The organism is Exiguobacterium sp. s146, assembly GCF_018618415.1.
In the GTDB taxonomy this organism is placed as follows: domain Bacteria; phylum Bacillota; class Bacilli; order Exiguobacteriales; family Exiguobacteriaceae; genus Exiguobacterium.
In genome coordinates this window covers 409,931-436,828 of sequence record NZ_JACSMA010000002.1, presented here as the reverse complement: position 1 = coordinate 436,828, position 26,898 = coordinate 409,931, and the positions used below count along the sequence as shown (strand labels likewise).

At 51.7% G+C, this 26,898-nt stretch carries 33 protein-coding genes; 25 read left to right on the top strand and 8 right to left on the bottom strand.

The window, feature by feature from the left end; genetic code table 11:
• The first annotated feature begins 91 nt into the window (after positions 1 to 91).
• From opp3b to KNP83_RS08860, 4 genes are read left to right on the top strand one after another with little or no spacing between them, the layout of a single operon-like run.
• Positions 92 to 1,018 (top strand): oligopeptide ABC transporter permease, encoded by a 927-nt coding sequence (gene opp3b, locus KNP83_RS08875; RefSeq protein WP_214762148.1) that lies wholly within the window; start codon positions 92 to 94, stop codon positions 1,016 to 1,018.
• Positions 1,018 to 2,043, top strand: coding sequence for an oligopeptide ABC transporter permease (opp3C, locus tag KNP83_RS08870; protein WP_285801559.1), 1,026 nt, complete (start codon positions 1,018 to 1,020; stop codon positions 2,041 to 2,043). Before opp3b ends, opp3C begins: the two co-directional genes overlap by 1 nt.
• A gap of 23 nt (positions 2,044 to 2,066) precedes the next feature.
• The gene (locus tag KNP83_RS08865) at positions 2,067 to 3,140 is read left to right on the top strand and encodes an ABC transporter ATP-binding protein (protein ID WP_214762147.1); all 1,074 of its coding nucleotides are present in this window, start codon (positions 2,067 to 2,069) and stop codon (positions 3,138 to 3,140) included.
• Positions 3,140 to 4,090, top strand: coding sequence for an ABC transporter ATP-binding protein (locus KNP83_RS08860; protein WP_214762146.1), 951 nt, complete (start codon positions 3,140 to 3,142; stop codon positions 4,088 to 4,090). The genes KNP83_RS08865 and KNP83_RS08860 overlap by 1 nt, the downstream gene beginning before the upstream one ends.
• Positions 4,091 to 4,161: 71 nt before the next feature.
• On the opposite strand, the gene KNP83_RS08855 is transcribed toward KNP83_RS08860, so the two are convergent.
• On the bottom strand, positions 4,162 to 4,695 hold the full coding sequence (locus KNP83_RS08855) for an HD domain-containing protein (protein WP_214762145.1): 534 nt from the start codon (positions 4,693 to 4,695) through the stop codon (positions 4,162 to 4,164).
• A gap of 220 nt (positions 4,696 to 4,915) precedes the next feature.
• Here KNP83_RS08855 and KNP83_RS08850 point away from each other — a divergent pair, with 220 nt between their 5' ends.
• From KNP83_RS08850 to KNP83_RS08835, 4 genes are all read left to right on the top strand, one after another.
• Positions 4,916 to 5,053, top strand: coding sequence for a hypothetical protein (locus KNP83_RS08850; RefSeq protein WP_198922699.1), 138 nt, complete (start codon positions 4,916 to 4,918; stop codon positions 5,051 to 5,053).
• A gap of 179 nt (positions 5,054 to 5,232) precedes the next feature.
• The gene (gene spxA / locus KNP83_RS08845) at positions 5,233 to 5,631 is read left to right on the top strand and encodes a transcriptional regulator SpxA (RefSeq protein ID WP_015881217.1); all 399 of its coding nucleotides are present in this window, start codon (positions 5,233 to 5,235) and stop codon (positions 5,629 to 5,631) included.
• Positions 5,632 to 5,811: 180 nt separating this feature from the next.
• The gene (gene mecA / locus KNP83_RS08840) at positions 5,812 to 6,465 is read left to right on the top strand and encodes an adaptor protein MecA (protein WP_214762144.1); all 654 of its coding nucleotides are present in this window, start codon (positions 5,812 to 5,814) and stop codon (positions 6,463 to 6,465) included.
• A gap of 66 nt (positions 6,466 to 6,531) precedes the next feature.
• Positions 6,532 to 7,764 (top strand): DUF2254 domain-containing protein, encoded by a 1,233-nt coding sequence (locus tag KNP83_RS08835; RefSeq protein ID WP_214762143.1) that lies wholly within the window; start codon positions 6,532 to 6,534, stop codon positions 7,762 to 7,764.
• A gap of 37 nt (positions 7,765 to 7,801) precedes the next feature.
• On the opposite strand, the gene KNP83_RS08830 is transcribed toward KNP83_RS08835, so the two are convergent.
• Positions 7,802 to 8,524: an SDR family NAD(P)-dependent oxidoreductase gene (locus KNP83_RS08830; RefSeq protein ID WP_214762142.1), complete on the bottom strand. Its 723-nt coding sequence runs from the start codon at positions 8,522 to 8,524 to the stop codon at positions 7,802 to 7,804.
• 81 nt (positions 8,525 to 8,605) lie between these two features.
• Between KNP83_RS08830 and cls the strand changes: the two genes are divergently transcribed.
• The 3 genes from cls to pepF are packed head-to-tail and all read left to right on the top strand — an operon-like array spanning position 8,606 to position 13,011.
• On the top strand, positions 8,606 to 10,117 hold the full coding sequence (cls, locus tag KNP83_RS08825; protein ID WP_214762141.1) for a cardiolipin synthase: 1,512 nt from the start codon (positions 8,606 to 8,608) through the stop codon (positions 10,115 to 10,117).
• A 12-nt stretch (positions 10,118 to 10,129) separates the two neighbouring features.
• Positions 10,130 to 11,191 carry a competence protein CoiA gene (locus tag KNP83_RS08820; RefSeq protein WP_214762140.1) on the top strand — a complete coding sequence of 354 codons (1,062 nt, stop codon included), beginning with the start codon at positions 10,130 to 10,132 and terminating at the stop codon, positions 11,189 to 11,191.
• Between the two features lie 17 nt (positions 11,192 to 11,208).
• Positions 11,209 to 13,011 (top strand): oligoendopeptidase F, encoded by a 1,803-nt coding sequence (pepF, locus tag KNP83_RS08815; RefSeq protein WP_214762139.1) that lies wholly within the window; start codon positions 11,209 to 11,211, stop codon positions 13,009 to 13,011.
• Between the two features lie 221 nt (positions 13,012 to 13,232).
• Here pepF and KNP83_RS08810 read toward each other — a convergent pair whose 3' ends face one another.
• Complete coding sequence (locus KNP83_RS08810; protein ID WP_251139290.1) at positions 13,233 to 13,769, bottom strand: DsbA family protein; 537 nt, start codon at positions 13,767 to 13,769, stop codon at positions 13,233 to 13,235.
• 322 nt (positions 13,770 to 14,091) lie between these two features.
• Positions 14,092 to 14,673, bottom strand: a complete 582-nt coding sequence (locus KNP83_RS08805; RefSeq protein ID WP_214762137.1) for a CYTH domain-containing protein — start codon at positions 14,671 to 14,673, stop codon at positions 14,092 to 14,094.
• A gap of 107 nt (positions 14,674 to 14,780) precedes the next feature.
• Between KNP83_RS08805 and yjbM the strand changes: the two genes are divergently transcribed.
• From yjbM to KNP83_RS08790, 3 genes are read left to right on the top strand one after another with little or no spacing between them, the layout of a single operon-like run.
• Complete coding sequence (gene yjbM / locus KNP83_RS08800; protein WP_214762136.1) at positions 14,781 to 15,425, top strand: GTP diphosphokinase; 645 nt, start codon at positions 14,781 to 14,783, stop codon at positions 15,423 to 15,425.
• An 11-nt stretch (positions 15,426 to 15,436) separates the two neighbouring features.
• Positions 15,437 to 16,234 carry an NAD kinase gene (locus KNP83_RS08795; RefSeq protein WP_214762135.1) on the top strand — a complete coding sequence of 266 codons (798 nt, stop codon included), beginning with the start codon at positions 15,437 to 15,439 and terminating at the stop codon, positions 16,232 to 16,234.
• Positions 16,235 to 16,237: 3 nt separating this feature from the next.
• Positions 16,238 to 17,104, top strand: coding sequence for an RluA family pseudouridine synthase (locus KNP83_RS08790; protein ID WP_214762134.1), 867 nt, complete (start codon positions 16,238 to 16,240; stop codon positions 17,102 to 17,104).
• Between the two features lie 40 nt (positions 17,105 to 17,144).
• Here KNP83_RS08790 and KNP83_RS08785 read toward each other — a convergent pair whose 3' ends face one another.
• Positions 17,145 to 18,311 carry an FtsW/RodA/SpoVE family cell cycle protein gene (locus KNP83_RS08785; RefSeq protein ID WP_214762133.1) on the bottom strand — a complete coding sequence of 389 codons (1,167 nt, stop codon included), beginning with the start codon at positions 18,309 to 18,311 and terminating at the stop codon, positions 17,145 to 17,147.
• 150 nt (positions 18,312 to 18,461) lie between these two features.
• On the opposite strand from KNP83_RS08785, the gene fabI reads away from it, so the two are divergent.
• Both fabI and KNP83_RS08775 read left to right on the top strand, forming a co-directional pair.
• A complete protein-coding gene (gene fabI, locus KNP83_RS08780) occupies positions 18,462 to 19,235 on the top strand; it encodes an enoyl-ACP reductase FabI (protein ID WP_214762132.1) in 774 nt (257 codons plus the stop codon).
• Positions 19,236 to 19,319: 84 nt separating this feature from the next.
• Positions 19,320 to 19,508, top strand: a complete 189-nt coding sequence (locus KNP83_RS08775) for a hypothetical protein (RefSeq protein ID WP_214762131.1) — start codon at positions 19,320 to 19,322, stop codon at positions 19,506 to 19,508.
• Between the two features lie 2 nt (positions 19,509 to 19,510).
• Here the strand turns inward: KNP83_RS08775 and KNP83_RS08770 are convergent, their stop codons facing one another.
• Entirely contained in the window at positions 19,511 to 20,020 is a 510-nt protein-coding gene (locus tag KNP83_RS08770) for a YjcG family protein (RefSeq protein ID WP_021066965.1), read from the bottom strand.
• A 173-nt stretch (positions 20,021 to 20,193) separates the two neighbouring features.
• On the opposite strand from KNP83_RS08770, the gene KNP83_RS08765 reads away from it, so the two are divergent.
• Genes KNP83_RS08765 through KNP83_RS08750 form a run of 4 tightly spaced genes read left to right on the top strand, consistent with a single transcriptional unit; the run spans position 20,194 to position 22,041 of the window.
• Positions 20,194 to 20,739 (top strand): phosphatidylglycerophosphatase A family protein, encoded by a 546-nt coding sequence (locus tag KNP83_RS08765; protein ID WP_214762403.1) that lies wholly within the window; start codon positions 20,194 to 20,196, stop codon positions 20,737 to 20,739.
• Positions 20,739 to 21,323, top strand: coding sequence for a phosphatase PAP2 family protein (locus KNP83_RS08760; RefSeq protein ID WP_214762130.1), 585 nt, complete (start codon positions 20,739 to 20,741; stop codon positions 21,321 to 21,323). The genes KNP83_RS08765 and KNP83_RS08760 overlap by 1 nt, the downstream gene beginning before the upstream one ends.
• Positions 21,320 to 21,829, top strand: coding sequence for a hypothetical protein (locus KNP83_RS08755; protein ID WP_214762129.1), 510 nt, complete (start codon positions 21,320 to 21,322; stop codon positions 21,827 to 21,829). Before KNP83_RS08760 ends, KNP83_RS08755 begins: the two co-directional genes overlap by 4 nt.
• A 20-nt stretch (positions 21,830 to 21,849) precedes the next feature.
• The gene (locus KNP83_RS08750; protein ID WP_214762128.1) at positions 21,850 to 22,041 is read left to right on the top strand and encodes a hypothetical protein; all 192 of its coding nucleotides are present in this window, start codon (positions 21,850 to 21,852) and stop codon (positions 22,039 to 22,041) included.
• A gap of 20 nt (positions 22,042 to 22,061) precedes the next feature.
• On the opposite strand, the gene KNP83_RS08745 is transcribed toward KNP83_RS08750, so the two are convergent.
• Complete coding sequence (locus KNP83_RS08745) at positions 22,062 to 22,349, bottom strand: FHA domain-containing protein (RefSeq protein ID WP_029595769.1); 288 nt, start codon at positions 22,347 to 22,349, stop codon at positions 22,062 to 22,064.
• 273 nt (positions 22,350 to 22,622) lie between these two features.
• Positions 22,623 to 23,354: a hypothetical protein gene (locus KNP83_RS08740; RefSeq protein ID WP_214762127.1), complete on the bottom strand. Its 732-nt coding sequence runs from the start codon at positions 23,352 to 23,354 to the stop codon at positions 22,623 to 22,625.
• A 151-nt stretch (positions 23,355 to 23,505) separates the two neighbouring features.
• Here KNP83_RS08740 and KNP83_RS08735 point away from each other — a divergent pair, with 151 nt between their 5' ends.
• The 5 genes from KNP83_RS08735 (at position 23,506) to KNP83_RS08715 (ending at position 26,813) form a co-directional block, all read left to right on the top strand.
• On the top strand, positions 23,506 to 24,072 hold the full coding sequence (locus tag KNP83_RS08735; RefSeq protein ID WP_214762126.1) for a GNAT family N-acetyltransferase: 567 nt from the start codon (positions 23,506 to 23,508) through the stop codon (positions 24,070 to 24,072).
• Positions 24,073 to 24,074: 2 nt separating this feature from the next.
• On the top strand, positions 24,075 to 24,788 hold the full coding sequence (locus KNP83_RS08730) for an alpha/beta fold hydrolase (RefSeq protein WP_214762125.1): 714 nt from the start codon (positions 24,075 to 24,077) through the stop codon (positions 24,786 to 24,788).
• Positions 24,781 to 25,341: an NADPH-dependent FMN reductase gene (locus KNP83_RS08725; protein WP_214762124.1), complete on the top strand. Its 561-nt coding sequence runs from the start codon at positions 24,781 to 24,783 to the stop codon at positions 25,339 to 25,341. Before KNP83_RS08730 ends, KNP83_RS08725 begins: the two co-directional genes overlap by 8 nt.
• Before the next feature lie 69 nt (positions 25,342 to 25,410).
• Complete coding sequence (locus KNP83_RS08720) at positions 25,411 to 25,650, top strand: hypothetical protein (protein ID WP_214762422.1); 240 nt, start codon at positions 25,411 to 25,413, stop codon at positions 25,648 to 25,650.
• 71 nt (positions 25,651 to 25,721) lie between these two features.
• A complete protein-coding gene (locus KNP83_RS08715; RefSeq protein WP_029595766.1) occupies positions 25,722 to 26,813 on the top strand; it encodes a virulence factor in 1,092 nt (363 codons plus the stop codon).
• Positions 26,814 to 26,898 lie beyond the last annotated feature (85 nt).

The window sequence follows — 26,898 nt, the reverse complement described above, 5'->3', positions numbered from 1 at the left end:
TCATTTTGTGAATTCATGAAAAGGGAAATATGTCATAGTGACGCTGTTGGTGCAAGCATAGACACATTAGAAAAACAGGGGGTATTTATTTATGGGACGTTATATTCTTCAGCGGCTGACTTACGGCCTCATCACGTTCTTCTTGATTGCGACGTTCACGTTTTTCCTGATGGACCTGCTTCCAGGTTCGCCTTACCAAAACCAGGAGAAATTGACGGAGACACAAATTCAGCTCTTGAACGACCGTTACGGACTCAATGATCCGCTTCCAGTTCGTTATGCGACTTACTTAGGAAACCTTGTGCAAGGGGACCTTGGTGTATCGTTCCGTACGGCCAACCGGCCAGTGACGGAATTGATTATGGAACGAATCGGACCTTCAGCTCAATTAGGTATTCAAGCACTTGTGCTTGGGACGTTTGTTGGATTGTTGCTCGGAATCGTGGCAGCCATTCGTCATAACACATACATTGACTATGGTTCAATGTTCGTATCGGTAATCGGGATTTCTGTCCCTTCATTCGTCTTTGCAGCCCTGCTTCAGTACTATGTTGGGGTTAAGTTGCAATGGCTCCCTGTTGCGTTCTGGGATTCTCCGGCGCATACGATTTTACCGACCATCTCGCTCTCGCTCGGGGTCACGGCATCGATTGCCCGTTTCGTCCGGACCGAGATGCTAGAAGTTACCGGACAAGATTACGTCACGCTCGCGAAAGCGAAAGGATTGACCGGGAATGCCATCGTTTGGAAGCACATGGTGCGTAACGCGATGATTCCAGCGATCACAATCCTCGGACCAATGACGGCCGGTCTATTGACAGGTACGTTCGTTATCGAAAAAATCTTTGCGGTACCTGGACTCGGTGAATTGTTCGTCACTTCTATCACGTTGAATGATTACTCGGTCATCATGGGCACGACGCTCTTCTTCTCTGGCCTGTTCATTCTTATCATTCTACTTGTCGACTTGCTCTACGGAGTCGTTGACCCACGTATTCGTCTTGGGGGGAATAACTGATGATTGAAAACAAAAAGAATTTCGAGCAGTTCGACCAAGACATGTTCCAACGTGTCGAGATGAACGAACAGCTCGCTGAACGAATTGCTGGTAAAAGTCTAAACTTCTGGCAAGATGCATGGATGCGCTTAAAGAAAAACAAAGCAGCCATCTTGTCGTTATCGATTATCGTCATTCTTGTCTTGCTCGCTCTATTCGGCCCGATGCTCTCTGGCCGTGACGCCTATACGCAAAACATCTCGCAAGCCAAACTTCCGCCAAAAGTCACAGGACTTGAATGGGCTGGGTTTGACGGGATGGCCAACCTCGGTGGCCGTGAAATCGACTTCTATGAACAGAAGAACGTCGAAGAGAATTTCTGGTTCGGTACCGACTACCTCGGCCGTGATCTTTGGTCACGTATCTGGGAAGGGACACGCATCTCGCTCTTCATCGGTTTGATGGCGGCTATCGTGGATACGGTCATCGGTGTCGCTTACGGTGGGATCTCGGCTTACTTCGGTGGCCGTACGGATAACATCATGCAACGGATCGTTGAGATTTTGACAGGTGTTCCTAACTTGATTTTGATTATCTTGTTCATCTTGATTTTTGACCCGGGTGTCTTCACGATCATCTTGGCGATGACCATCACCGGCTGGATCGGGATGAGTCGACTCGTCCGCGGTCAGATATTGAAATTGAAAAACCAAGAGTTCGTCTTGGCTGCCCGTACGCTCGGTGCTTCAAGTACACGTTTGATCTTCAAACACTTGATTCCGAACACGCTCGGCGCCATCATCATCACACTTATGTTCACGATTCCAGCTGCCATCTTCTTTGAGGCATTCCTTAGTTTCATCGGGATCGGACTTCAACCGCCACAAGCGTCACTTGGTACGTTGATTAACGACGGATACAAAGAGTTGCGGACGTTCCCGTACTTGCTCGTCATCCCGTCAATCATCATCGTCTTGCTCATGGTCAGCTTCAACTTGCTCGCCGATGGCTTGCGTGATGCGTTCGACCCGAAAATGCGTAAATAATAAAGAAACAGGGGGACTCGTGCATGGAAACGATTTTATCTGTCCGAGACTTAGCGGTCTCGTTCCATACGTATGCTGGAACGGTACAAGCCGTTCGCAACGTATCGTTTGATTTGAAAAAAGGCGAGACGCTCGCCATCGTTGGGGAATCGGGTTCTGGTAAATCCGTCACTTCGAAAGCGATTATGCGTCTCATTCCAAACCCGCCAGGTGAAATCACGAACGGAGAAATCTTGTTCGAAGGGAAAGACTTGGCGAAGTTGTCGGAAAAAGAAATGCTTAAAATTCGTGGGCGCGATATCGCGATGATCTTCCAAGATCCGATGACATCGCTCAACCCGACGATGACAATCTACAAACAAATCGCCGAAGGGTTGAAGCAACACCAAGGACTCACGGGTGAGGATGCGAAGAAGCGTACGCTTGAATTGCTCACACTCGTTGGGATTCCAAACCCAGAGGCGCGTCTCAAACAATACCCGCACCAACTTTCAGGTGGGATGCGTCAGCGGATCGTTATCGCGATCGCGCTCGCTTGTAACCCGAAAGTGTTGATTGCCGATGAGCCGACAACGGCCCTCGACGTCACGATTCAAGCTCAAATTTTGGAGCTCTTAAAAGACATCCAGCAAAAGACAGGCACAGCGATCATCTTCATCACGCACGACCTTGGTGTCGTTGCGAACATGGCAGACCGCGTTGCCGTCATGTACGCTGGGAAAATCGTTGAGAAAGGTACGGTCGACGAAATCTTCTACGAGCCACGTCACCCATACGCATGGGGCTTGCTCGGATCGATGCCACGTCCGACCGACGACCCGAACGAGGCGCTCCCGGCCATCCCGGGTACACCGCCAAACTTATTGAACCCACCAAAAGGCGATGCCTTCGCACCACGTAACCCGTATGCGATGAAAATCGACTTTGAAAAAGAACCACCGATGTTCCAAATTAGCGACACGCACTATGCGGCAAGCTGGTTATTGCACCCACAAGCCCCGCAAGTGAGCCCGCCGAGAGCGATTCGTGAGCTTGCGCTCAAGTATCGTCCGGACAGCGCGTTCGCGAAATCGATTTTGAAAGGTGGTGCTGAATAATGGAACGCGAGAAATTACTCGAAGTAAAAGACCTGAAGCAGCACTTTAAAATTGGACGAGGCCGCGTCGTCAAAGCTGTCGACGGCATCTCGTTCGATATTTATAAAGGTGAAGTGCTCGGACTCGTAGGTGAGTCTGGATGTGGGAAATCGACGACAGGTCGTACCATCATCGGACTTTACGATGCGACAGACGGGGACGTCATCTTCAAAGGTGAGAACGTTCACGGCAAGAAGAGCAACGCCGATAAGTTGAAGTTCAACCGCGCCATGCAAATGATCTTCCAAGATCCGTATGCATCGCTCAACCCACGGATGACCGTCGCGGATATCATCGCCGAAGGTATCGATATCCACGGTCTTGCCAAGACGAAAGAAGACCGGATGAACCGTGTCTACGACCTTCTCGAAACAGTTGGTCTCACAAAAGAGCACGCGAGCCGTTACCCGCACGAATTCTCGGGCGGTCAGCGTCAGCGGATCGGGATTGCCCGCGCTCTCGCGGTCGAACCGGACTTCATCATCGCCGATGAGCCGATTTCAGCTCTCGACGTATCGATTCAAGCCCAGGTCGTCAACTTGATGAAAGAATTGCAACGCGACCGTGACCTCACGTACTTGTTCATCGCCCACGACTTGTCGATGGTCAAGTATATCTCGGACCGGATCGGTGTTATGTATCAAGGTCACCTCGTCGAACTCGCTCCTGCAGCGCGTTTGTATGAGAACCCGCTCCACGCTTATACGAAGTCACTCCTCTCGGCAATCCCACTTCCGGATCCGGAGCATGAGCGGACTCGTAAGCGGATCGTGTATGAGTCGAAGTCACTCGGTGCCGTCGGACGTTCGGATGAGGATTCAAGCATCCCACCACTCCGTGAAGTCGAGCCAGGCCATTACGTCTCATTGACTGACGAAGAGTACGAAGCATATAAAGCGCAACTCGTTTAAATAGAAAGTCCCGAATCCAACCGGATTCGGGACTTTTTTTCGTACAAAAAACACCGTCCATGATGACGGTGTCAGGCGTTTGAGATGCGTGGCAGGTTCGAGAGCCGTTCGACGACCGAGTCAATCAAGCGGACACGGGCCAGGGCGTCTTCGATGTCCATCGTCTCATAGTGGTGCAGTCCGCCAGGTTGTTCGACGTACGTATCCGCATCGTGAACAAGCTGTTGGAGCGGTGTCCGTTGAATCCGGCTCGGCGGCAGATATGAATCGGTATGAAGCAAAATCATCACTGAGACTTCCTTGGCACGGGCCGGGTCTTCACCGAGACGAATCAACAGCTTGTGGGCACGTTCGGCTCCTTTAATCGCGTGGATATCGTTTTGACGATACAAATCATAATTCCATTTCCCTTCGGTGTACCATTCATAATGACCGATGTCATGGAGTAGGGCGGCTTTCGTCGCCAAATCTGTATCGAGGCCTCGTCGCGTCGCCAATTCGAGAGCGCGTTCACACACATCAACGGCGTGTTTTAATCCAGAACGGGTCAAGTATTTTTGGGTGACCGGATGCTGCATAATCGTCTCTAACGTAATTCTCATCATCGCTCTCCTCCTTGGTGATTTCTAAGGTTATTTCTATTAACTATACGGGAATTGGATAGGAAAAGCAAATTTGGAACGTGTGAAATGATGAGAAACTTGGAGATTGTTCAACTATTTTCATAAGAATGTGCTATAATTTAATTGTAGATTAGTGCAAGTTCAAGATTTTCAGATTCAGTAACGGTCGGTCCGGTCCTTTTGGCGTTGGGGGTGAGAGACCATGAAAGAACGTAACAAAGTATTGGAACAGAAAAAGAAACTTCTCAAGGAAGTCCTCAAGAAGAAATTGAAAGACTTACAAGTGAAGCCAGGCAAAGAGACGGTCTCACAACCGGTTTCTCGAATGCCGGCGTCCTAGAACGGTCGATCAAGGGTCGCATTCTCGAGAATGCGTCCTCTTTTCTTACCTCAATGAGAAAGAATATCATTGAAGTTTCAATTCATAAGAATTATTATAATTAAGTGAACGATTTTTTGGGTATACAAATAGAGTCACTTGAAAAAGATGAACGAACATTTGATCAGGGAGGAACGAAAATGGTCACACTTTACACGTCTCCGAGCTGCACATCGTGCCGAAAAGCACGGGCTTGGCTTGAAGAGCATGATATCCCATTTACGGAACGAAATATATTTTCAGAACCACTCTCACTTAATGAGATCAAACAAATCTTACGCATGACAGAGGACGGGACGGATGAGATCATCTCGACCCGGTCTAAAGTTTTCTCTAAAATCGACGTTTCGGTCGATGCGCTTTCGCTTCAACAACTGTACGATTTGATTCAAGAGTATCCAGGACTGCTTCGCCGTCCAATCTTGATTGATGAAAAACGTCTTCAAGTCGGGTACAACGAAGATGAGATTCGTCGATTCTTGCCGCGCAAGGTCCGCACGTTCCAACTTCAAGAAGCGCAACGACTCGTCAACGAGTGAGGAAGCATACTGTCTAAGCAGTGTGCTTTTTATTATTCCGTTTTTCCGATAAAATAATAGTAACAACCCCATCATCAATAGATTGACACGTTAAAAAAAGGGTACTATGATAACAAGACAATTTCCCCTCTCCTCCTTAATTATTGAAGTAGGAGTGAGGTGAGAAGGGAGTGGACAATCGTGAAAATTGAGCGCATCAATGATAATACCGTCAAATTTTTCATTACGTATGTCGATATCGAAAAACGTGGTTTCGCTCGTGATGAAATCTGGTATAACCGAGAACGTGGTGAGCAGCTGTTCTGGCAGATGATGGACGAAGCGCACGAACGAGAGGATATCTCGTTTGATGGTCCACTATGGATACAAGTACAAGCTTTTGAAAAAGGACTCGAAGTGACCGTGACGATCGCGAAAAACGTGATTGACGCCGAAGACGATTCTGAGCTCGGATCCCTCCTACGCTCGGCAATCGATGAGGCACGCGATCAACAGTCGGTGCTCGATCAATTGAGTGAACTCGATGAAGAAACCGAGCAGGAGGCGTGGGCTCCGCTGGCTATGGAAACTGACGACTTTGAGGCCATCATCTCGCTCAGTAAACGGGCGGGAGAGACGTTGAGCAACGTCGACCTCAAACTGTTCCATTACAATCAGAAGTATTACTTGTGGATTGATTTCCCGGAAGAGATGGAGCCAGAGGAAGAAGAGAACGTCTTGAGCCTCTTGGCCGAGTATTTAACCTTCAGCACGCAGACGTTAGCGATGCTCGAAGAATACGGCAAGCTTATCCTCGATGGGGATGTCTTCGCTAAAGTCCGTCACTATTTCTAAACCCCAATCGCCTGTTCATATGGACAGGCGATTTTTTTCTAATGAATACATAAAAGAGGTGTCGTGATGTTAAAACGTTTGCAGTTGATGTTGGCCGATAGTGCTTGGTTCCTCCCATTTTTATATGGGGTCGGGGGGATCGTATTGACGTTCCTCACCCAATATTTCGGGAGCTTCTTTCGAGAGTTGTTGCCCGAGATCGTCTATTTAGACAAAGATTCGGCGGCGACGGTGCTGTCGTCGTCCTTCACGAGTCTCATGACGATGATGACGTTCAGTTTCTCCACGATTCTCGTCGTGTTGACGACGTACTCGTCTCAATTCTCACCACGCACAATCAATAACTTTTTGACGAACTCGGCGTCGAAACATACGCTCGGCTTGTTCATCATGACGACCGTGTACGGCATCACGAACTTATTTTTGATTCGGACGTCGGATGAGGACGTCGTGCTCGCCTCGGGTGTCAGCGTACTCCTCGTCGTCAGTTCCGTCTGGGCGTTCGTCAAGTTCGTCCAAACGATTAGCGTCTCGATTCAAGCCGAACGTCTCTTGTCGGCTCTGCATCGCGAGGCGTTGTCCGTCATTGAGACGCAGCAGCAAGCGGTGGACGATGGCAAGGTGCACATCGTTCCTAAGCGTTCGGTCCATACGTTCGAGGGCCAGGCCGTCTATGCGCCGCGCACCGGCTACATCCAACTGTTCGCAAGCGAGAAACACGAGAGCCACGACGTCGATTTCGAGTCGGTCGTGGCCGTCGGGGATTTTGTGGCGAAAGGGGACTTGCTCGGGTATTGGCTCGGAGCAGAAGCACTCGATGTCGACGTGTTCCAAATCGGGGAGATTCGCTCCTCGATTCAAGACCCGGCCTTCGTCGTCGAGAAATTGAGCGAAATCGCGTTGAAAGGCATCTCGCCGGGGATTAACGATCCGAATACGGCAATTCACGCGATTCATTACATCGGTGACATTTTGCGGGAACTGAGCCGACTGCCTGAAGGGGATTTCTTGTTTTCCAATGACAAGAGCGACTGGCACGCCAAACGGAAACCGATGGAGGCGACGTTGTTCGAGGCGCTCACGCCCATCAAGACGTATGCGAGCCATGACATCTTTGTGATGGCGTCTGTATTTGAGGCAATCCGAATCGCCCGATTGGAAGCACATGCCTCACACGAGGAGACGTTCGAGACGTTCATCGACTATTTCGAGGAGACGCTCGACGTTGAGGAGTTGCATCCGCGCGAACGCGCGTTTTTGACGAATCAGATGTTGCGTGCCCGAAAAGTACAGACGTGAAAGGGAGAAGTCGCGAGCGACTCCTCCCTTTTGATGGTTAGGACAACGTATAACCACCGTCGACCGTGATGGCTTGACCATTAATATAGCTCGACGCCTCACTCAACAGGAACGTGACGACCGGTGCGACTTCTTCCGGTTTGGCGGCATGTCCCCGGAAATGATGGGTCATTGCCTCTTGGAACTTGGCCTCGCCGCCATATAGTTTATGACTGAGTGGCGTATCGACCGGACCGAAACAGACCGCATTGAAGCGCACTTTGCCTTTCATCCGATGGGCGAACGTCTTCGTCAAGGCGATGACGGCCGCTTTCGAGGCGGCGTATGGACCGAGCATCGGCGGGAATTTGACGTGTCCGACGATGGCGGCGTTATTGACGACACTCCCTCCCGTCGCCAACAGCGGAATGGCACGTTGGATGAGTCGATTCACGGCCAACACGTTCAGCTCGAACACGTCATCGAACGCGGTCGCCGGCAACCGCTCCGGTGTCCCGGGCCGACCGAACGTCGCGGCGTTGTTGAACAATCCGTCCAGGACGACCTTGTCCGCACTCAAGCGGTCCATCAATGCTTCAACTTGCTCGGATTCGGCTAAATCACATGTAAGGAAGGTGATGCGGGATGAAGCGTCCTCGAGTGCGGCGCCTCGCGACTCGTCACGGCCGATGCCGATGACGTCATGTCCGTCCTCTGCCAAACGAAGGGCGACGGCCCGCCCAATCCCGCTCGTCGCTCCTGTAACCAAAAATGTGCCCATATTTTGTTCGCTCCCCTCAAAAGATGGTGTTAAGTTGTATAATTATGATAATACAAGACAGAAACGAGGTCAGTTTATAATATGTTGCGACGCATACAAGTACTTTTATCCCTGATTTTGCTCGCAGGTCTCATTGCCGTATTATCGTATTACTGGAGCTCACAAGTGATCGGGCTGTTCTCGGTGCTCGTCTTTCTGACGACGTTCAGCATCTTGCTCGTCATCCTGCTCGAGAATCGAAACCCGCAGCGGACGCTCATTTGGGCCATCGTCATGCTCGGCTTCCCGGTCGTCGGGCTGTTCGCTTATTTCGTGTTCGGACAGAACTATCGCCGGAAGCGCATGTTCAAAGAGAAGGCGATGTTAGACGAAGAGACATACCTCGCTTATCGACAGAAGGCGATGACGCTGTCGCCGTCGCTCATGTTTTCCCATGACGATTATGAGAAGTTGCTCCACTTGACGTCATCTCTGAATCAATTACCCGTCTCGTCGAACACGTATACGCAAGTGTTGACGAACGGACAAGAAAAGTTCTCGAAGCTGTTGCCTGCGTTGAAAGGGGCGACGCGTCATATTCACTTGGAGTATTATATTTTCCGGGAAGATCGTATTTCTCGGGAAATTCAACGGATTTTGATTCAGAAGGCGAAGGCCGGGGTCGAGGTGCGTTTTCTATATGACGCGGTCGGTTCGATTCATACGAGCGGAATGTTCTTTGATGAGATGCGCCAAGCAGGTGTCCACGTCAAAGCGTTCTTCCCGGTCGTCTTGCCGCTCGTTTCGAGTAAGACGAACTATCGGAACCACCGGAAGATTGTCGTCATCGACGGGACGGAAGCGTTCACGGGCGGATTGAATGTCGGAGACGAATATTTGGGTGAGCATTCGAAGTTCGGTTTCTGGCGCGACACGCATCTATACGTCAGAGGGGAAGGGGTGTCGGAACTTCAGCTCATCTTCTTACAGGACTGGTACTACATGACGGGCGAGCGTCTATTCACGCCGTTCTATCTCGAGCCGCTCGAAACGGTGCGGAGCGCGAGCGGCGGCGTGCAGATTGTGGCAAGTGGACCGGATGAACCGTATGAGACGATGAAATCGATTTATTTCGCGTTAATCAACGCGGCGAAGAAGTCGGTGTACATCTCGTCCCCGTACTTGATTCCGGACGAGGACATCATGAGCGCGCTCAAGACCGCCTCGTTATCAGGAATCGATGTCCGAATCGTGCTGCCGAGCTATCCGGATCATAAAATCGTCTTCTATGCGAGCCGATCGTATTACGAAGAGCTGCTCAGTGCCGGGGTCAAGATTTATTTGTATGAGGAAGGGTTCATGCACTCGAAAGTCATCGTCGTCGACGATGGGCTGGCGACGATTGGGACGGCGAACATGGACTTCAGAAGTTTCCATCTCAATTTCGAGGTGAACGCGCTCTTGTATAACACGAACTCGGTCCATCAGCTCAAGCAAGATTTGTATAAAGATTTCGAAGGATCACACGAGTTGGAGATTCGGGCGTTTTCGGAACGGTCCTACTTCATCAAACTCGTCGAGTCATTGGCTCGGATGTTCTCACCACTATTATGAGGGGGAAGCGGAATGCGATTTGCCATCGGTCGAACAGGAGGGTATGTAGATGCCCTTACGTTGAGTCGGGGGCGGATTGAACCGTTTGCCCCTTTTTCGTGTCCGGAATGCGGGGAACGGGTCATCGTCAAACAAGGAGTGAAACGTCGTCTCCATTTCGCCCACGTGCATCCGTGCGGGTGGGGCGAATCGACCGGGCATCATGAAGACAAATGGGGCGTGCGGCAGTGGCTCCAAGCACGAGGATATGCTGTCGAACAAGAAGTCGTCATCGGCACACGTCGTGCCGATTTGGTGGCAGTACGCGACGAGACAAGGCTCGTCGTGGAAATCCAGGCGTCCTCGCTCTCCATCGAATCTTACGTCGAGCGGACGAGCCATTATCACGCCAACGGACTCGACGTCGTCTGGTTGGCGAGCGGGCTCGAACCAGGTAGCGTGGCGACATTCAAACCATGGATGCGGGCCGAACTGGCGCGACGACATCATCTGGTCGTCCCAACCGGAGGCGCGTTATATCGCTTCGTCGGGTTCCCAGTCTCCATCCGAGCGGGCATCGGACAATGGCAGGTCGCGACTTCATTCGATGTCTCGCCGTTCGCAGCGTATTATAGCTTCGACGCCCAGCGCTGGACCCAAGTCATTCGGCGGAGACGGATGACACCGCCGTATCCGACGCCGCAGTATCGCCGGCTCATCTTGAACCGACTATATCCGCTCGGGATGTTGCCGTCTCTCTTGCCGAGCTACTGCTATTTGCCGTTGCCGTCACTGTGGGGCATTCATGTCCATCCGTTCCTGTTCCAGACGGTGCTCTACTTGAATCGGCGCGATCGCCCCGGAGATTCGGTCAGCTGGAGCATCGAGAAGACGTGCCGCCAGCTCGAGGTGACCCCGACAAGCGACTTTCTGCAAGCGTTTGAAGTACAATGGAGACAACTGTTGAACGTATTCGATGTGACGGAGGCGGTGCGCGATTGGCACGTGCCTAAGACGTTAGACACGGCGTTGCTTCACGATTTTCGATACTTTCAAGGGTTTCAGCGATTCATGGCGAAATCGTATACAAACTAAGAAAAGGAAGTGGACATATGTCAGAAGTACTTACACGACAACAAGTCCCCGTCGAGGAGACGTGGAACTTAGAGACGATTTATGCAGACGATCAAGCTTGGGAACAAGATTTTGAGGCGTTAAAAGCAAGCGTACCGGCCTTGGTCGAGTTCAAAGGAAAACTCGGAGAATCGGCTGCGTCATTATTCGCCGGCCTTCAACTGCGTGACGACATTTCACGTCAATTGCATAAGCTGTATACATACGCCCATATGCGCTACGACGAGGATACGTCGAACAGCCATTATCAGGCATTGAACGACCGTGCTGGTTCACTCGCCGCGCAAATTTCGGCTCAGCTCGCGTTCATGACGCCGGAGCTTCTCGCCATCGACGAAAGCCAAATCGAGGCGTTCATGAGTGAGCACGAGTCACTCAACGTCTATCGCCACGCGTTCGACGAGTTGGCGCAAGAACGTCCGCACGTGTTGACGGAAGCGGAAGAGGCGATTCTCGCCCAAGCCGGTGACGTGCTCGGGCAGTCGAGCTCGACGTTCGGCATGCTCAACAACGCCGACTTGAAGTTCCCGAAAGTGAAGAACGAAAAAGGCGAGGACGTCGAATTGACGCATGGTCGCTATATCACGTTCCTCGAATCGAGTGACCGCAGCGTCCGCGAAGGCGCGTTCAAGGCGATGTATGGGACGTACGAGCAATACTTGAACACGTTCGCTTCGACGTTGTCGGGTAGCGTGAAGAAAGACAACTTCTATGCGAGGGTCCGTAAGTTCGAGAGTGCCCGTCAAGCGGCGCTTCATCACAACGCCATCCCGGAGTCTGTATACGACGGACTCGTCGAGGCGGTGAACGAACGTCTCGATTTGTTGCACCGTTACGTCGCGCTCCGGAAACGTGCGCTTGGTGTGGACGAGTTGCATATGTATGACTTGTATACACCGCTCGTTAAAGACGTGGATATGAAAATCCCGTATGACGAAGCGAAAGACTTGATGGTCGAAGGGCTCGCACCGCTCGGGGATGAGTACGTCCAAATCGTCAAAGACGGACTCGCTTCACGCTGGGTCGACGTTCGTGAGACACGCGGAAAACGGAGCGGCGCCTATTCATCAGGCGCATACGACACGCAACCGTTCATCTTGATGAACTGGCAGGACAACGTTAACAACTTGTTCACGCTCGCCCATGAGTTCGGTCATTCGGTCCATAGCCATTATACGCGGGCAACTCAGCCGTATCCGTACGGGGACTACTCGATTTTCGTGGCCGAAGTGGCTTCGACGACGAACGAGGCTCTCTTGAACGATTACTTGTTGAAGACGCGCACGGACCGCCAGGAGCGACTCTATCTGTTGAACAATCAACTCGAAACGTTCCGGGGCACGCTGTTCCGTCAGACGATGTTCGCCGAGTTCGAGCACATGATTCATAAGGCCGCCCAAGAAGGCGTCTCACTCACACCTGAGTACTTGAATGAGACGTATCTCGAGCTCAACAAGCGTTATTTCGGAGACGAGCTCGTCATCGACGGTGAGATCGCGTTCGAGTGGGCCCGCATCCCGCACTTCTATTACAACTACTACGTCTACCAGTATGCGACAGGTATCTCGGCGTCGGCCGCGTTGTCGCAGCAAATCATGGAGGAAGGCGAACCGGCTGTCCGTCGTTACATCGACAAGTTCTTGAAGGCCGGCTCGAGCGACTATCCGATCGAGGTGTTGAAGGCGGCTGGCGTCGACATGACGACGAAAGCCCCGGTGCTCGCAGCACTCGATCAGTTCGAGGCCGTCCTCGACGAGATGGAGACGTTATTGTTCCAATGAGAATGTGGGCGTGAACATTATGTGACAATATGAACAAAGTGCTTGTCACGGTGCGCCCGTCTCGGTATATTATAAGTGTGAAATCAATCACAAACCCCTTTATTGACCGTAAACTTTCTCCCAACCTGTGATCTGTATAGAGACTCGGGTCGTGATGTTTTCCGTCCCCGCGGACAACATCGCAAAAAACCCACGGCTCCCCGGCCGTGGGTTTTATTGTGTTATTTATTCGTCGCCCAAGCTTGTCCGCTGCAACCTGGGACAGGCCGGCATCGTTGCTGGAGTGACAGTTTTTTCAGTTCTCTCTCGATGACAGGCTTCTCGAGCTCCAAGATGAACGCGAGCTCGGTGATGGTCGAGGCATCGTAACGCGCCAATACTTTCTCGACGTCCCACTCGGACTCCCGGGATGGGACGTATCCGAGCAGTTCGGCCATGACGGCCTGATAGACGTCGTACGGGTACAATCCTTCGATTTTGAGCGCTTCGTCACGCGTGACGAACGTCAAAGCCGGAAGTGACTCGATTTCCCAATCTTTCAAAATCTCATGGTCAACAGCGAGCGCGCTGAGCAGTTGATTGGATTGGATATCGGCCGCCAACTCATCGATGTCGAGCCCGTAATCGACGAACGAGCGGGCAATTTCCCACAAGTCGCTGTCGCTAGCGCCATCCTTCAAAAAGATATCGTTGATATGCAGATGGCGTAAGAAACGCATCGCATGACGTTTCCCTTGTAATTCCATAGCCTTAATCATCGTGAGAAGGCGAACCTCTTCTTGACATCCGCCAACACAACTAGGAACCGTCGAAACCATACGGAAACGAATCAAGTGACCGTATTCAAGTTCGAGCTTTTTAATGAGCGTCATCACGTGAAGTCCATCTGGGTCAGAAATATCCATGAAATAGAATAACTCTAATGGTTTATAGGTTACTTGGATAGGAGATTCTTCCAGTGAACAGGATGACTCATTACATTGTTCTAGTTCCATTGTGTCGCCTCCTCTCGTAAACAAAAATCAAATATATCGTATGCTCATTGTAGCAACGAAAAAAAAAGGTTGGCAACGTATCTGCTCAACCTTGGTTTCGACGCACCTTTTCTTCCATGAATCGAACGATTTTATTTTTAGCGGGACGGAGCGGGATGCCGTGCTCGCGGAGGAGCTGTTCAAAGGCGATTTTGCCTGCGGCTTCGTCGGCCACTTCAAATTCTATTTCATAGTCTTCAATCTCCAAATAATGACTTTCGTCAAGGACGAGCAGACCGTCCGGCGTCTCTCGTTCGGCCCGTTTCGTCTCGAGACGGCCCAGGTGTTCGAGCGGTCCAGATAAGTCGAAGGGAGCCAGCGCAGCCGTCATTTGCTCATCATGGATAATGCCGTATTTAAATAAATTCTCGGCTTCTTCCTCGTTGATGGTGGCGTGCGTCTCGAGCAAGCCGACCTCGTGCGGTTGCTTGAGTGTCAGTACTTGGCCGTTCTTTTTCTCGCGGATGCGAAGGGCGGCACCGTGGTTCTTCAGTTCGAACGTCGGCGTGTCAAAATAGTCGTTGGCCTGCCATTTCACTTTGTCGGTCAAGTCGTAGGCGGCGAGCAACGTCTCGTACTCGTCTTTCGTCAACATCGATTTAAATTCAATTTCCACTTCTTGGGTCATAAATCATCGCTCCATTCTATGAACAATTGTTGGTTTATGATACCATACAATCGGATACATACGGAAAAAGCAGGGCTTTCCGATACGAACGAAAGTGGTGACAGCATATGCAAACAATGGATTGGGATCAATATTTAGTACCGTATCAAATCGCGGTCGATGAGTTGAAAGTGAAATTCAAGGCGATTCGAAAGCAATATAAATCTCAAAATGATCATTCTCCCATCGAGTTTGTCACCGGAAGGGTGAAACCGGTCGGCAGCATCCTCGAGAAGGCGAAACGAAAGCAAATTCCTTTTGACAAATTGTCGACGGAGATGCAAGATATCGCCGGGCTCCGCATCATGTGCCAATTCGTGGACGATATCGTCCACGTCCTCGAACTACTCCACCATCGGACCGATTTTAAAATCGTCGAAGAACGCAACTATATCACGCATCAAAAAGAATCGGGCTATCGCTCGTACCATTTGATTCTCGAGTACCCTGTCCAAACGATTCATGGCGAGTTCCCGACACTCGTCGAGGTGCAAGTCCGGACACTGGCGATGAACTTCTGGGCGACGATTGAGCATTCACTCAATTATAAATACGACGGGGATATGCCGCTCGAGGTTCAGGAGCGGCTGCGGCGAGCGGCCGAAGCGGCTTTCTTGCTCGACGCCGAGATGAGCCAACTCCGTGTCGAGATTCAAGATGCACAGCAAGTGTTCCGGGATAAAGAAATGAACGTCCAGGCGGACCAAGACTAGGGGGCAACGGCATGCAGTTTGCGATTGTAGCACGGGGAGACGCGCGGTCGGCTGACATCGCGCAAGAGTTGACGAACAAATTGACCGAAGCGGGGCATTCGGTCTCGAAAGAGCCACGCATCGTCGTCTCGGTCGGAGGTGACGGGACGATGCTGCAGGCGTTCCACGAGTATATCGATCGGCTCGATCAGACGTTGCTCGTCGGAATCCATACGGGCCATCTCGGCTTTTACGCCGACTGGCAACCGGACGAACTCGATGAATTGACGGAAATGATCACGAGCGAGTCGTTCGAACCGGTGTCGTACCCGCTCGTCGAGGTGCTCATCGATTATGAGGACGGGAAGACCGATCGGCAGCTCGCCATGAACGAATGCACGATTAAAAACTATAAGCGCACGCTCGTCTGCGATTTGTCGATTCGGGACGACTACTTCGAGACGTTCCGAGGCGACGGCTTGTGCATCTCGACGCCGTCCGGTTCGACGGCCTATAACAAGGCGCTCGGCGGCGCCATCGTCCATCCGTCGATCGAGGCGATTCAAGTGACAGAGATGGCGTCCATCAATAACTTGGTATACCGCACGATCGGGTCACCGCTCTTATTGCCGAAACATCATCAAGTGAAGATTGCACCGCACACGAAAACCGAGTTTGAACTTGCATTCGATCATCAAGAAGCGTTGTCATGGTCGAACGTCCGCTCGATCCGCTGTGCGGTCGCGAAAGAAAAAGTGACGTTTGCCCGATTCCGGCCGTTCCCGTTTTGGCGACGGGTCCGCGAATCGTTCATTGAAGAAGGGAAGTAACCGATGTACGGATTCACATTGCGTCGCGTCGCGGAGACAACCGTCCCGTTGCGCGACTTTTTAATGACAGACTGCGGCATCTCGCGAAAGATGTTGACCCAAATCAAACAAGGCGGCCTCATCCTCGTCGATGGCGAGCCGCGCACCGTCCGTTATGACATCCGAGCAGGGGAGGCGGTGACGGTCCATTTCCCGGTCGAACAGCCCGCGGAGACGATGGTCCGTTCCAAGCGGCCGCTGACGATTCTATTTGAGGACGATTATCTGCTCGCCGTCGACAAACCGGCGGGCATCGCCACGATTCCGTCCCGTCTTCACCCCGACGACACGCTCGCCAACGCCGTGCTCGGCTATTATAAACAGATTGGATTGCAGTCGGCGATTCACGTCATCAACCGGCTCGACCGTGACACGAGCGGGGTCGTCCTGTTCGCGAAATATGCGTACGTGCATCATCGCTTCAGCGAGTTGCAACAGAGCGGCGGCTTGTCGCGGACGTATCTCGCGTTAGTCGAAGGGCCGCTCGAACCGCAGACGATTGATGCTCCAATCGGCCGCGCGCCCGATTCGATCATGGAGCGAATCGTGACAGCGGACGGACAGCACGCCGTCACACACATCCTCGAAGCGAAGCCGCACGGTGCGTATACGGCCCTTTCAATTTCCCTTGAGACCGGCCGGACGCATCAAATCCGGGTTCATCTGCGCCATATCGGGCATCCGTTACTCGGGGATACGATGTACGGTGGCAACACCGTGCTCGACCGTCACGCGCTCCATAGCGCCTCGGCGGCGTTTAATCATCCTCTGACGGGCGAACAACTGATCATCCAAGCCGCTACACCGGCTGATTTCCAATTGATGCCGTAACAACAATAGTCCCGCGCTCGGATGAGTGCGGGACTATTGTTTAGTCGTCGTCGAACATATACGTTTTTGATTTAGAGGCGACGTTCATGACGAGCCCGATGGCGATCATGTTCATGATAATCCCGGTACCGCCGTAACTGATGAACGGCAATGTCAGACCGGTGATTGGGAGGACGCCGATCGTCATCCCGATGTTTTGGAAAATCTGGAACGTGAACATGGCAATCACGGCCGTGACGATGTAGCTTCCGAACGGACTGCTCGCCTCAAGGGCGATATGAATCATCCGGTACAAGAACAAGAAGAAGACGATGATGACGATTGCTGCCCCGATGAAACCGTAATGTTCAGCGATGACGGCGAAGATAAAGTCGGTTTGCGACTCAGGTAGATAGACGAGCCCTTGTCCATAACCGGCCCCGAACATTTGGCCAGATCCGATCGCTTGGAGCGATTTGATTAACTGGAACGCCAGGTCATCGGAATACTCATACGGATAAATCCAAGCTTGGAATCGATTCAAGGCGTGGCCCGGCACGAAACTTTGCAACAACTCGAAATGCGAGAAGAACAAATACATGAACCCACCGATCGTCAAGGCTGCGGCGCTGAACAATCCGAGCAACCACTTCCACCCGATCCCTGACACGATGATGATCGCTCCGAGCATCGTGATCAACACGAGCCCTGTCCCCAAGTCTGGTTGTGTGACAATCAGCGCGAGAGGTGGGATGGCGAGGAACACCAATTTCATCAACAGCCACGTGTCCTGTTGGGACGAGCCGTAGCGTTTATTATGGTCATAGACGATTGTCGCCATGGAAATGAGCAAGAACAACTTCATAAATTCGGCTGGCTGGAAACTGAAGCCCGGTACGTTATACCATCCGTACGCCCCGTTGATGTTCGGAACGAGCGTCGTATCCCGGAGCGGAATCAAACCGGCTAGCAGCAACAACCCGAAGCCATACAAATACCAGTGAATTTTTCGCAACTGTTCGTACTCGATGGTCATGATGGCGAACATGGCAAAGAACCCGATGATATAACGGATCCCTTGATCAAAGGCGAAGTTAATATGTTGCAATCGCGTAGGCAACATCGGTTGGGCCGTATAGATGGCACCCAAACTGATGACCATCAAGAAGAAGACGATTGTCAAAAGTGTTGTGTCTAAACTTTTAAAATAAGATTGAATGCGGTTCATGATGAAGTCGTCTCACCCTTTCTCTACGTATTTTATCTTACCGTAAGTTAAAAAAATCGCAATACGTTACGCGCTAGTTGACAAAACAGACACCATTCTGTAATCTGATAACAGATATTATCACCAGGTACTAAAAAAGGGGAGTTTACGATGTCAATCTATCCAACGTTAACGAATAAGACGTATGTCGTCATGGGAATCGCCAATAAACGCTCAATCGCTTGGGGAATCGCGAAGACGCTCGACGCGGCAGGCGCGAAGCTCGTGCTCACGTATGCAGGCGAACGCTTCAAATCAGGACTCGAGTCGCTTGCAGCCGACTTGAACGGAGAAGCCTTACTGTTAGAGTGTGACGTCACAAACGATGAAGCCATCGACACGACGTTCCGTGCGATTCACGAGCAAGCAGGCCCGATTCAAGGGATTGCGCACTCGATTGCGTTCGCAGACAAAGAAGCGCTCCGCGGTGAATTCTCAGAGATGACACGCGGTCAGTTCGCGCAAGCACTCGATATTTCGGCATACAGCTTGACGGCAGTCGTCAAAGCAGCTAAACCGTACTTTGCAGAAGATGCATCGGTCATCACGATGACATACCTTGGCGGCGAGCGCGTCGTCCCGAACTATAACTTGATGGGTGTCGCCAAGGCTGCGCTCGACTCGAGCGTCAAGTATTTGGCGAACGAGTACGGACCGCACGGCGTCCGCGTCAATGCGATTTCGGCTGGCCCGATTCGGACGTTGTCGGCTAAAGGCGTCGGTGACTTTAACAGCATCTTGTCTGAACTCGAGCAAAAAGCGCCACTGCGCCGCAACGTCTCAGTAGAAGAAGTGGCCTCGACCGGCCTGTTCTTATTGTCGAGCATGGGCAGCGGCGTGACAGGAGAAGTCATCCACGTCGACAGCGGGTATCACATTTTGTAAAGATGGGGAAGGGCGTAGCGATACGCCCTTTTTTGTATTATCAAGAAACGATTTCGGGTAAGGACCTGTGAAGGAGGTTGGATCATGGGTCCTTATCAGATTGATTTCACAGTCGTCCAATATGGAAATCGCCAAGTTCAACCAACAGAACGGGCGAACATCGAGCCGGTCACACGAATTCAACGTGTCCAACGCATCCGGCCCCGTCAAGAAGAATGGATTGAAGCCGAACAACAAAACAGCCCCGGTCGTTTCGTCGACCGGAGCGTGTAATCTTATCCGCGGAACCGGAACGTCTCATAGACGTTCCATGTTTCGTTTTCGAGCTCATACATGACGGCCATGCGATTGATCGTCTCCTCGAAATGCACCTGCTCCATCCGCATCCGTTCGAGCACGTCGAACAGCTCGGCATCGGTCAAGTCTTGACCGATGGTGATATGCGGCAGAAACTCGTATTTCGGAGGTTGCTTGAGCAGACCGTCGTGCAGTTTGTCGTGGAGCGCTGACAGTTCGCGCGTCGGCAATACTTTTAAGTAGAGGACGTTGTTCGTCGGTGCGAACGAGCGGACCCCGTCGATTTTCAATTGAACCGGTTTGGTCGAGTCAGCGACTTGCTGGAGATACTCGAGCACTTTCGGCAAATCGGCCTCGTCGATTTCAGTGCGTTCCTTGATCGTCACGTGAGGTGAGATCAAGGCATACTTCGTGTCGTATCGCTTACGATACGAGTTGGCGAAGTCTTGAACTTGTTTTGATGGAAATAAGACTACCCCAATCTTCATTCCAGTTCCCCCTTTATAAAGTGGTCTACTTTTTTATGATGACCGATTTATTGAATGAAGTCAAAGCGGGCTTAGTCTTTTTTTCGAGTTTTCAGTATAATAGACAATGAGTACTTCGAGGAGCTTCTTCTCGAGATGAAAGGATGTGTAGCGGGAATGTTCCCGCATCTATGATGAAACATGTACCACACTCACGCGATGTACGCGAAGCGGCACGGGCTCGCTTGATTGAACGAGGCGTATCGATCGAATCGATCGCCGAAATCGTCTATCAAATGCAAGCACCGTATTCGCCACACTTGTCATTGAAAGACTGCATGGACTCGGTCGAGGCCGTGTTAGATAAACGCGAGCTCCAACACGCGATTCTCGTCGGGTCGGAACTCGACATTCTCGCCGAGCGCGGGCAATTGTCAGAGCCACTCTTGTCAATCGTGGCGTCGGATGAAGGCTTGTTCGGTGTCGATGAGACGATTGCGATCGGGGCCGTCAACACATATGGTTCGATTGCCGTCACGACGTTCGGATACTTAGACAAAGCGAAAATCGGCATCATCAAACAGCTCGACACGAAAATGGATGACGGCCAAGTCCATACGTTCATGGATGACCTCGTCGGTGCCATTGCAGCGAACGCCTCGGGTCGGTTGGCACACCGTCTGCGTGACATGACTGATTTCGGTGAAGACGAGATGCGGGAACGGAAAGGGTTATATTGATGACTTCTCGCTCACAAGCGCTGGCGATCACCGGGACGATTGGATTCGTTCTCTTCTCGGTGGTCGTCGTTTTAGGTTGGGTTGTACCGGTCGACCGCTTCGTCACCGCTTCGCTTGCACCGCTCGCAGGACCTTTGTTCGTCTATGTGACCGAGCTCGGCAGTGTGAAGGTGTTGATTGGTCTATCCTTTATCGGCATGCTGTATTTCTTATGGCGAGGGAATCGCTTTGAGGCGTTCCGTTTGCCAATCGTCGTTATCGCGACGCTCCTCGTGACACAAATCCTGAAACTTGTGTTCGGGGTCGATCGACCGACAATCGATGTCGCGCTCGACGCGACGACGTATAGTTTCCCGAGCGGCCACGCCTCGGGGTCACTCGCCTTATATGGCATGCTTGCCATTTTGCTATATCGCCGCACTAAAAACTGGATCGGGTTCGGCTTGCTTGTCACAATGGTGCTCGCCGTCTCGTTCAGCCGGGTCATCTTGAACGTACACTATTTCAGTGACGTCATCGGTGGCTGGCTCGTCGCGCTCGTCATCGTGGCGGCGTCGGAGCTGATAAGGAGGAAACGAAATTGATTTTAGTCTCACAAGTCGAAACATGGTTGTTCATGGACCAACATCGAGCGGACGCGGCCGATGCCCCGACGATTTTGGTCGAAAAGGATGCGTCAGGCGCCAAATCGTTCACGGCGATGCGGACGTTGTTCCAGCTAAAGAAGTGGACGGGACAACGGCGCTTCGTACCGCTCTTGTCGTGTGATAAGGAGGCATATCGCGCCTACGAGGTGTTTCACGTCGACGCGGTCCCGCCGTTTGCCATTCTCGAAGCGGGAGAGGTCTTATTGAAGGACAACGAAGTCGATGCAGCCTATGCTGCCGCCCTCGACGCTGCCGCACCGAAAACGTACGCTGACCGGCTTGCATTTGTAGCGGACTATGTAGAGCGGGCGCTCGGGGAAGCGGTCGTGCTCGCCATCGATGAGCCGATCGCGTCACATCCCCATGTGCCGGAAGATGTTTTCGAGCCGGGAGATGTGATGCAGACGGGTGAGCGGCTGTTCGCCTGGGCGAACCGACAATAAACGGAGAGGGATGAAGTGAAATGAACGACTGGGAAGCTAAGATTCAAGAACTTCTCGATGGAACGGTCGACGAACTCATCGTCCCGAGAGACGATTTTTTGACGGTCCGTTCGCTCTTGGTCGACAAGGGCTGGCTGTTTGAAGTCGTCGGTGAAGCGAAACACGGCGGCGTGACGATTTATCGAAAAAACAAACAAAGCGCGTCCTCATAAGAGGAACGCGCTTTGTTTGTTTAGGCGTTCGAAGCCAACTTGATTTTTTGTCGTTTTAACTTGTGTAATAACCAGGCATGTAACACTTCACAAGAGTGGTGAGGAAGGGTCAGTTCGACAAGTGGGTGTGACTGACCGAATATAGTGAAGCGCGAATGGTCCTCGTCGAGCATCGAGACTTGAATATCGGTCGCTTCTTGAAGCGAAATCCGCTGCTCGCCGGCTACTGCATCTTTTAGTTTCAGCATTTTTCCATTCGTCGCAAACTTGGTGAACGAAGACATTCCCTGTACTTTCAGTTGTTCCATCTCGTGTATCTATCCATCCGCGTGATGAATAGATTTTCACCTCGCTTTCTCTATATTGCCTTCCATTCCTCCAGAAGGTTATTCCTAGTATACCCTCCTCTCGATAAAAGAAAAGAGTTAATTTAACGAAAAATTAAGACAATTTGTTATCAATTTTTAAAAATAGTGTCCCAGACGCTTGGCAATGGGATTTGAAACGTAATCCGTATGAGCGGGATAACAAAAAAGAACCTGATTGAATCAGGTTCGACAAAGATTATAGCATGGATGAACTCAAAATCGTTCAATCTCCCACGTCCGTCGGCGATACGTCAATTGTCCTTTCAATGCGATCGATTCTTTCTTCGCATCAAAGTCCTCTTCGAGCACCGACATGTCCTCGTAACGTCCGGCGACATAGAAGGCAATCGACACCTGGCGATTGAAGAGGCTCCGTTTCGTATGATCGAAATCAATGATCAAGCCTTGCGGTGACAGCGCCAAAATCTCATTGATGACCGGGAGCGGGATCGGGACGAAACTGATATTGCGAATGTCACGGTCGAGCTTGCTTTGCAACACGCTCTGCAAGAAATGCGAGATCGTCGACCAGTCTCTTATGTACAGGCTGCTATGACGATCGTTCGATTCGTTGAAGAAGGCAATCTCGTTTTGAATCGAGTTCAGGAACGGTCCTTTTAAGCCTCGTTCCATGTGACTGAGGAATAAGATTTCAGCGATCTCGTGGTCCGATAACGATTCAAGCAGATGATAGTCAGGGAAGTCGATGGCGGTGAAACTCGTTTGGTTATTTAAATACTTGGTCGAGAACGTCGACAGTTCGTGCGCCTCGATATAGCGGAACCGGGTCCGGGACGACTGTCGCATCCCTTTTATGTCCGTCCGACAAATAATCATCGGGCGGGCGAGTGATAACGCCTCGGTGACATCGTTTAACGTCACGCCATGCAGTGTAAAACGTTGCAGTTCTCGGTCTTGTTTAATATAGAACAACTGTTTTGACATATTTATCCCCTCAGTTCGAAGTCACTATAGTTTGATTTTAGCAAATCCGTTCGTGGTGCGCCATGTTTGAGCGGTTATAGAGGATTGGGATGATGGTTTTTTTGGGAAAATGGTTATAATTGAGGAAAAGAAGCAGAAAGGCGGATTCCATATGTGGGGGTTGAAAAAAAGCTTTCCCGAGCTCGTGACGAGTCGGTTCATCTTAAGGGAACTCGAACCCCGTGACGCGAGGGCGCTCTATGTGATTCTTTCGACCGAGGAAGTGATGCGTTATTACGGGTCCGATCCTTTACTAGCCGTCTACGAGGCAAAGAACGTCATCGCCTATTTCAAAGATCAGTTTCAACAAGGAAAAGCGATTCGCTGGGCCATCTGTGACCGCGATACGAACGAACTGATTGGGACAATCGGCTTCCACAACTGGACGCCGCAGTATTTCCGAGCCGAAATCGGCTTCGAGGTCGCGCCGAGCCATTGGCGTCGGGGTGTCGCGTTCGAGGCGGCGTCGGCCGTCATCCGATACGGGTTTGACGAGTTCAAGTTTCATCGCATCTCGGCACTCGTCGCCCCGGGGAACGAAGGATCGAATCGGTTGGTGCAAAAACTCGGCTTTACGGAGGAAGGGCTGCTCCATGACTATGCCTATAGTCATGGCCGCTTCATGGATTTGACGATGTACCGTCTCTTGAAAGACGAATGGAACGAAAGGGGGGAATGACGTTGAGACAAGTTGTGCTGTTACATGGATTGTGTGGGTCACCTGACTATTTTGAGGAACTCATCCCGTTGCTTGACGCGGACGTATACGCGCTGACGCTACCGGGACATGCCGGGACCGAGGCCGGACCGGAGACGATGGATCAGTTTGCGGATTGGGTGCTTGCGGAGATGGAACTGCGCGAACTCAAGCGTCCGATTGTGCTCGGTCATTCGTTCGGGGGCTATATCACGACCAACCTCGTCCGTCGCCATCCGGCCGCGCTATCCGGCTTCGGATTGATTCATTCGACAGCGGCGGCAGATTCAGACCTGGCCAAAGCGAAGCGGAATGAAGCGATTGAACGCGTGATGGAAGAAGGGGTGCATCCGTTCATCGATACGATGATTCCGGGTGTCTTCGCATCGGACTCGGACAACGCATTAATCGAACGGGCGAAACAGATCGGGTACGAGACGTCCAAAGAAGGGGTGATCGCCGCCCAGATGGCCATCCGCGACCGTGCCGATGAGACAGAGACTGTCCGGTCGACCGAACTGCCGGGTCTATTCATCTATGGTGACAAAGATCCGAATATGGACAGCTCCCGCGCTTTCCTCGGGGCAGAGCGCCATACACGCGAGAGTGTGCCTTATAGCCATATGGGTATGATGGAAGCACCAGAGATTGAAGCACGACTCATCAATGATTGGTTTAAGGAGGTACAGGATGTCTAAATTCAAACTCGTTGCCGTATCAGGAAGTCTTCGTAAGGCGTCATACAACACGGCGCTGCTCCATTCGATCATCGAGCTCGGGCATGATCGGTTCCACGTCGAGATTGCTTCGATTGAGATGCCGCTCTATAACGATGACTTGATCGATCCAGACGAGCCCGACGTCATACGTGACTTCAAACGAGCCGTGCGCGAGGCGGACGGATTGCTCGTCGTTACCCCGGAATATAACCACAGCATCCCGGGTGTGTTGAAGAACGCAATCGATTGGCTGTCGCTCGAACCAGGCACGCCGCTCCGTGAGAAACCGGTCATGATTGCCGGGGCGTCTCCGGGCATGCTCGGGACAGCGCGATGTCAAATTCATCTCCGTCAAGTATTTGCCACAAATCGAGCTAATGTTTTACCAGGAAATGAAATCTTCATTACCCATTGCAAAGAAAAGATTGATGAGACTGGATTGCATGATGAGAAGTCACGCCAGCAAATTGACCGAGTGTTATCGGAGTATTATAACTGGATTGATTTTTGGAAGCGTCACGCAAAAAATTAACTTGAAGTCGCCCTGATTGTTTGATAGAAATGAATTGTGAAAACAAACACAAAAGGAGCGACGACAAACATGCAAACGTATATTGAACTGTATAATGGCGGCGAGTTGGAGGACCGGGCAATCATCAATGATGGGATGACGTTCGGCCGGGTGACGATTGTGGAATTGTTCTATCAAACGAGCCATATCTTCGGATACGTCAAGGCCGATGGAGAGAAGCGATTCTTCCTCGAGCCCGTGTCAGAAGATGATACGTTCACCGTCGAAGGAAACGAGTATTCGCTCCAACAGTTCATCGCCCTATTTTGATGTTCACGACGCAAGCGACTCGCTTGCGTTTTTTTGTCGTTTTCGTCACGATTGAGAGTGAGGTGATGAGGATGAAATTAGTAGCAATCGAACCAACGCCAAGTCCAAATAACTTGAAGATTATCGTCGAACCGGCGTTCACGGGCCGAGGTGTCACGTACGACAAGGCGAGCCGTGACATGCCGCCAATCATTGAGGACATCGTCGGCTTACGTGGGGTCAAGTCGGTCTATGCCGTCTCTGACTTCCTCGCCGTCGAACGTCATCCGAAACATGATTGGCACGACGTCATGAACGAGATTCGTCGCGCGTTCGGGGAAGACGTGCCGGAAGTCGAGGCGAGTCAAATGGCGGCGGACTATGAACCGGTCCACGTCTCGGTCCAGTTCGTTCTCGACGTCCCGATGCAATTGAAACTCGTCAAAGGCGACTCGGAAAAACGGGTCGGTCTGTCGAAACGGTTTGTCGATGCCGCACTCGACGTGCAGGCCCAAGTGAAAAACGTCATTCAAGACCGACGCTGGGTCGAACAAGCCCCGCGTTACGGCGAACTCGAAGACGTGAGCGTCGTCGCGCAAGAAGAGCTCGAGGCGGCGTATCCGGAAGAGCGGGTCGCCCGCATCGTCGCCCGGGCGTTCGGTCGGGAAGCCGATTATGAGGCCAATGCGAACCAATTGCAATCAGACGATTGGAAAGCGCGTTTGGCATTCTTGGACGAGCTCGAGATTACCCCGGACAACATGGTGTACTTCCGCCGCGCCCTCGAAGACAAGGTGATGGCCATTCGTCGACAAGCGGTCGTCATGATTGGTATGTTCGAAGAGAATCGGGAAGAGTATGTCACGTATATCGAGCAGGCACTTGTCGACTCGTCACCGATCGTCCGCCGTACGGCCGGCGATACGGTATCGGATTGGGCGTTGCCACAGTCGCAACCCTCGATGATTGAGGCGCTCAAAGACAAGAGCAAGCTCGTCCGCTGGCGGGCCGCTCGCTTCTTGTTCGACTGTGGAGATGAACAGGCCGTGCCTGCCCTCAAAATCGCCGAAGACGATCGTGAGTTCGAGGTCTCGTTGCAGGCACGCCTCGCGAAAGAACGGATCACGAGCGGTGAAACGGCGCTCGGGACAGTGTGGCAACAAATTTCAAACCGAACGAAGTAACAAATCATTCGACAATCTTGAATTTAATTATTTTTACAGTTACAGGAAGAGAGACGAACCGGAATGCGGTTCGTCTCTCTTTTTG

Coding starts and splice junctions, on each gene's coding strand:
- KNP83_RS08740 (WP_214762127.1), bottom strand. CDS start 23,354: ATGTCAAAACAGTTGTTCTATATTAAACAAGACCGAGAACTGCAACGT.
- KNP83_RS08810 (WP_251139290.1), bottom strand. CDS start 13,769: ATGATTAAGGCTATGGAATTACAAGGGAAACGTCATGCGATGCGTTTC.
- KNP83_RS08745 (WP_029595769.1), bottom strand. CDS start 22,349: ATGGAACAACTGAAAGTACAGGGAATGTCTTCGTTCACCAAGTTTGCG.
- KNP83_RS08715 (WP_029595766.1), top strand. CDS start 25,722: ATGAAATTAGTAGCAATCGAACCAACGCCAAGTCCAAATAACTTGAAG.
- pepF (WP_214762139.1), top strand. CDS start 11,209: ATGTCAGAAGTACTTACACGACAACAAGTCCCCGTCGAGGAGACGTGG.
- KNP83_RS08865 (WP_214762147.1), top strand. CDS start 2,067: ATGGAAACGATTTTATCTGTCCGAGACTTAGCGGTCTCGTTCCATACG.
- KNP83_RS08850 (WP_198922699.1), top strand. CDS start 4,916: ATGAAAGAACGTAACAAAGTATTGGAACAGAAAAAGAAACTTCTCAAG.
- KNP83_RS08820 (WP_214762140.1), top strand. CDS start 10,130: ATGCGATTTGCCATCGGTCGAACAGGAGGGTATGTAGATGCCCTTACG.
- KNP83_RS08720 (WP_214762422.1), top strand. CDS start 25,411: ATGCAAACGTATATTGAACTGTATAATGGCGGCGAGTTGGAGGACCGG.
- opp3b (WP_214762148.1), top strand. CDS start 92: ATGGGACGTTATATTCTTCAGCGGCTGACTTACGGCCTCATCACGTTC.
- KNP83_RS08835 (WP_214762143.1), top strand. CDS start 6,532: ATGTTAAAACGTTTGCAGTTGATGTTGGCCGATAGTGCTTGGTTCCTC.
- KNP83_RS08855 (WP_214762145.1), bottom strand. CDS start 4,695: ATGATGAGAATTACGTTAGAGACGATTATGCAGCATCCGGTCACCCAA.
- cls (WP_214762141.1), top strand. CDS start 8,606: ATGTTGCGACGCATACAAGTACTTTTATCCCTGATTTTGCTCGCAGGT.
- KNP83_RS08760 (WP_214762130.1), top strand. CDS start 20,739: ATGACTTCTCGCTCACAAGCGCTGGCGATCACCGGGACGATTGGATTC.
- KNP83_RS08735 (WP_214762126.1), top strand. CDS start 23,506: ATGTGGGGGTTGAAAAAAAGCTTTCCCGAGCTCGTGACGAGTCGGTTC.
- KNP83_RS08750 (WP_214762128.1), top strand. CDS start 21,850: ATGAACGACTGGGAAGCTAAGATTCAAGAACTTCTCGATGGAACGGTC.
- opp3C (WP_285801559.1), top strand. CDS start 1,018: ATGATTGAAAACAAAAAGAATTTCGAGCAGTTCGACCAAGACATGTTC.
- KNP83_RS08830 (WP_214762142.1), bottom strand. CDS start 8,524: ATGGGCACATTTTTGGTTACAGGAGCGACGAGCGGGATTGGGCGGGCC.
- yjbM (WP_214762136.1), top strand. CDS start 14,781: ATGCAAACAATGGATTGGGATCAATATTTAGTACCGTATCAAATCGCG.
- KNP83_RS08725 (WP_214762124.1), top strand. CDS start 24,781: ATGTCTAAATTCAAACTCGTTGCCGTATCAGGAAGTCTTCGTAAGGCG.
- KNP83_RS08805 (WP_214762137.1), bottom strand. CDS start 14,673: ATGACCCAAGAAGTGGAAATTGAATTTAAATCGATGTTGACGAAAGAC.
- fabI (WP_214762132.1), top strand. CDS start 18,462: ATGTCAATCTATCCAACGTTAACGAATAAGACGTATGTCGTCATGGGA.
- KNP83_RS08860 (WP_214762146.1), top strand. CDS start 3,140: ATGGAACGCGAGAAATTACTCGAAGTAAAAGACCTGAAGCAGCACTTT.
- KNP83_RS08790 (WP_214762134.1), top strand. CDS start 16,238: ATGTACGGATTCACATTGCGTCGCGTCGCGGAGACAACCGTCCCGTTG.
- KNP83_RS08770 (WP_021066965.1), bottom strand. CDS start 20,020: ATGAAGATTGGGGTAGTCTTATTTCCATCAAAACAAGTTCAAGACTTC.
- KNP83_RS08765 (WP_214762403.1), top strand. CDS start 20,194: ATGAAACATGTACCACACTCACGCGATGTACGCGAAGCGGCACGGGCT.
- KNP83_RS08785 (WP_214762133.1), bottom strand. CDS start 18,311: ATGAACCGCATTCAATCTTATTTTAAAAGTTTAGACACAACACTTTTG.
- spxA (WP_015881217.1), top strand. CDS start 5,233: ATGGTCACACTTTACACGTCTCCGAGCTGCACATCGTGCCGAAAAGCA.
- KNP83_RS08775 (WP_214762131.1), top strand. CDS start 19,320: ATGGGTCCTTATCAGATTGATTTCACAGTCGTCCAATATGGAAATCGC.
- KNP83_RS08795 (WP_214762135.1), top strand. CDS start 15,437: ATGCAGTTTGCGATTGTAGCACGGGGAGACGCGCGGTCGGCTGACATC.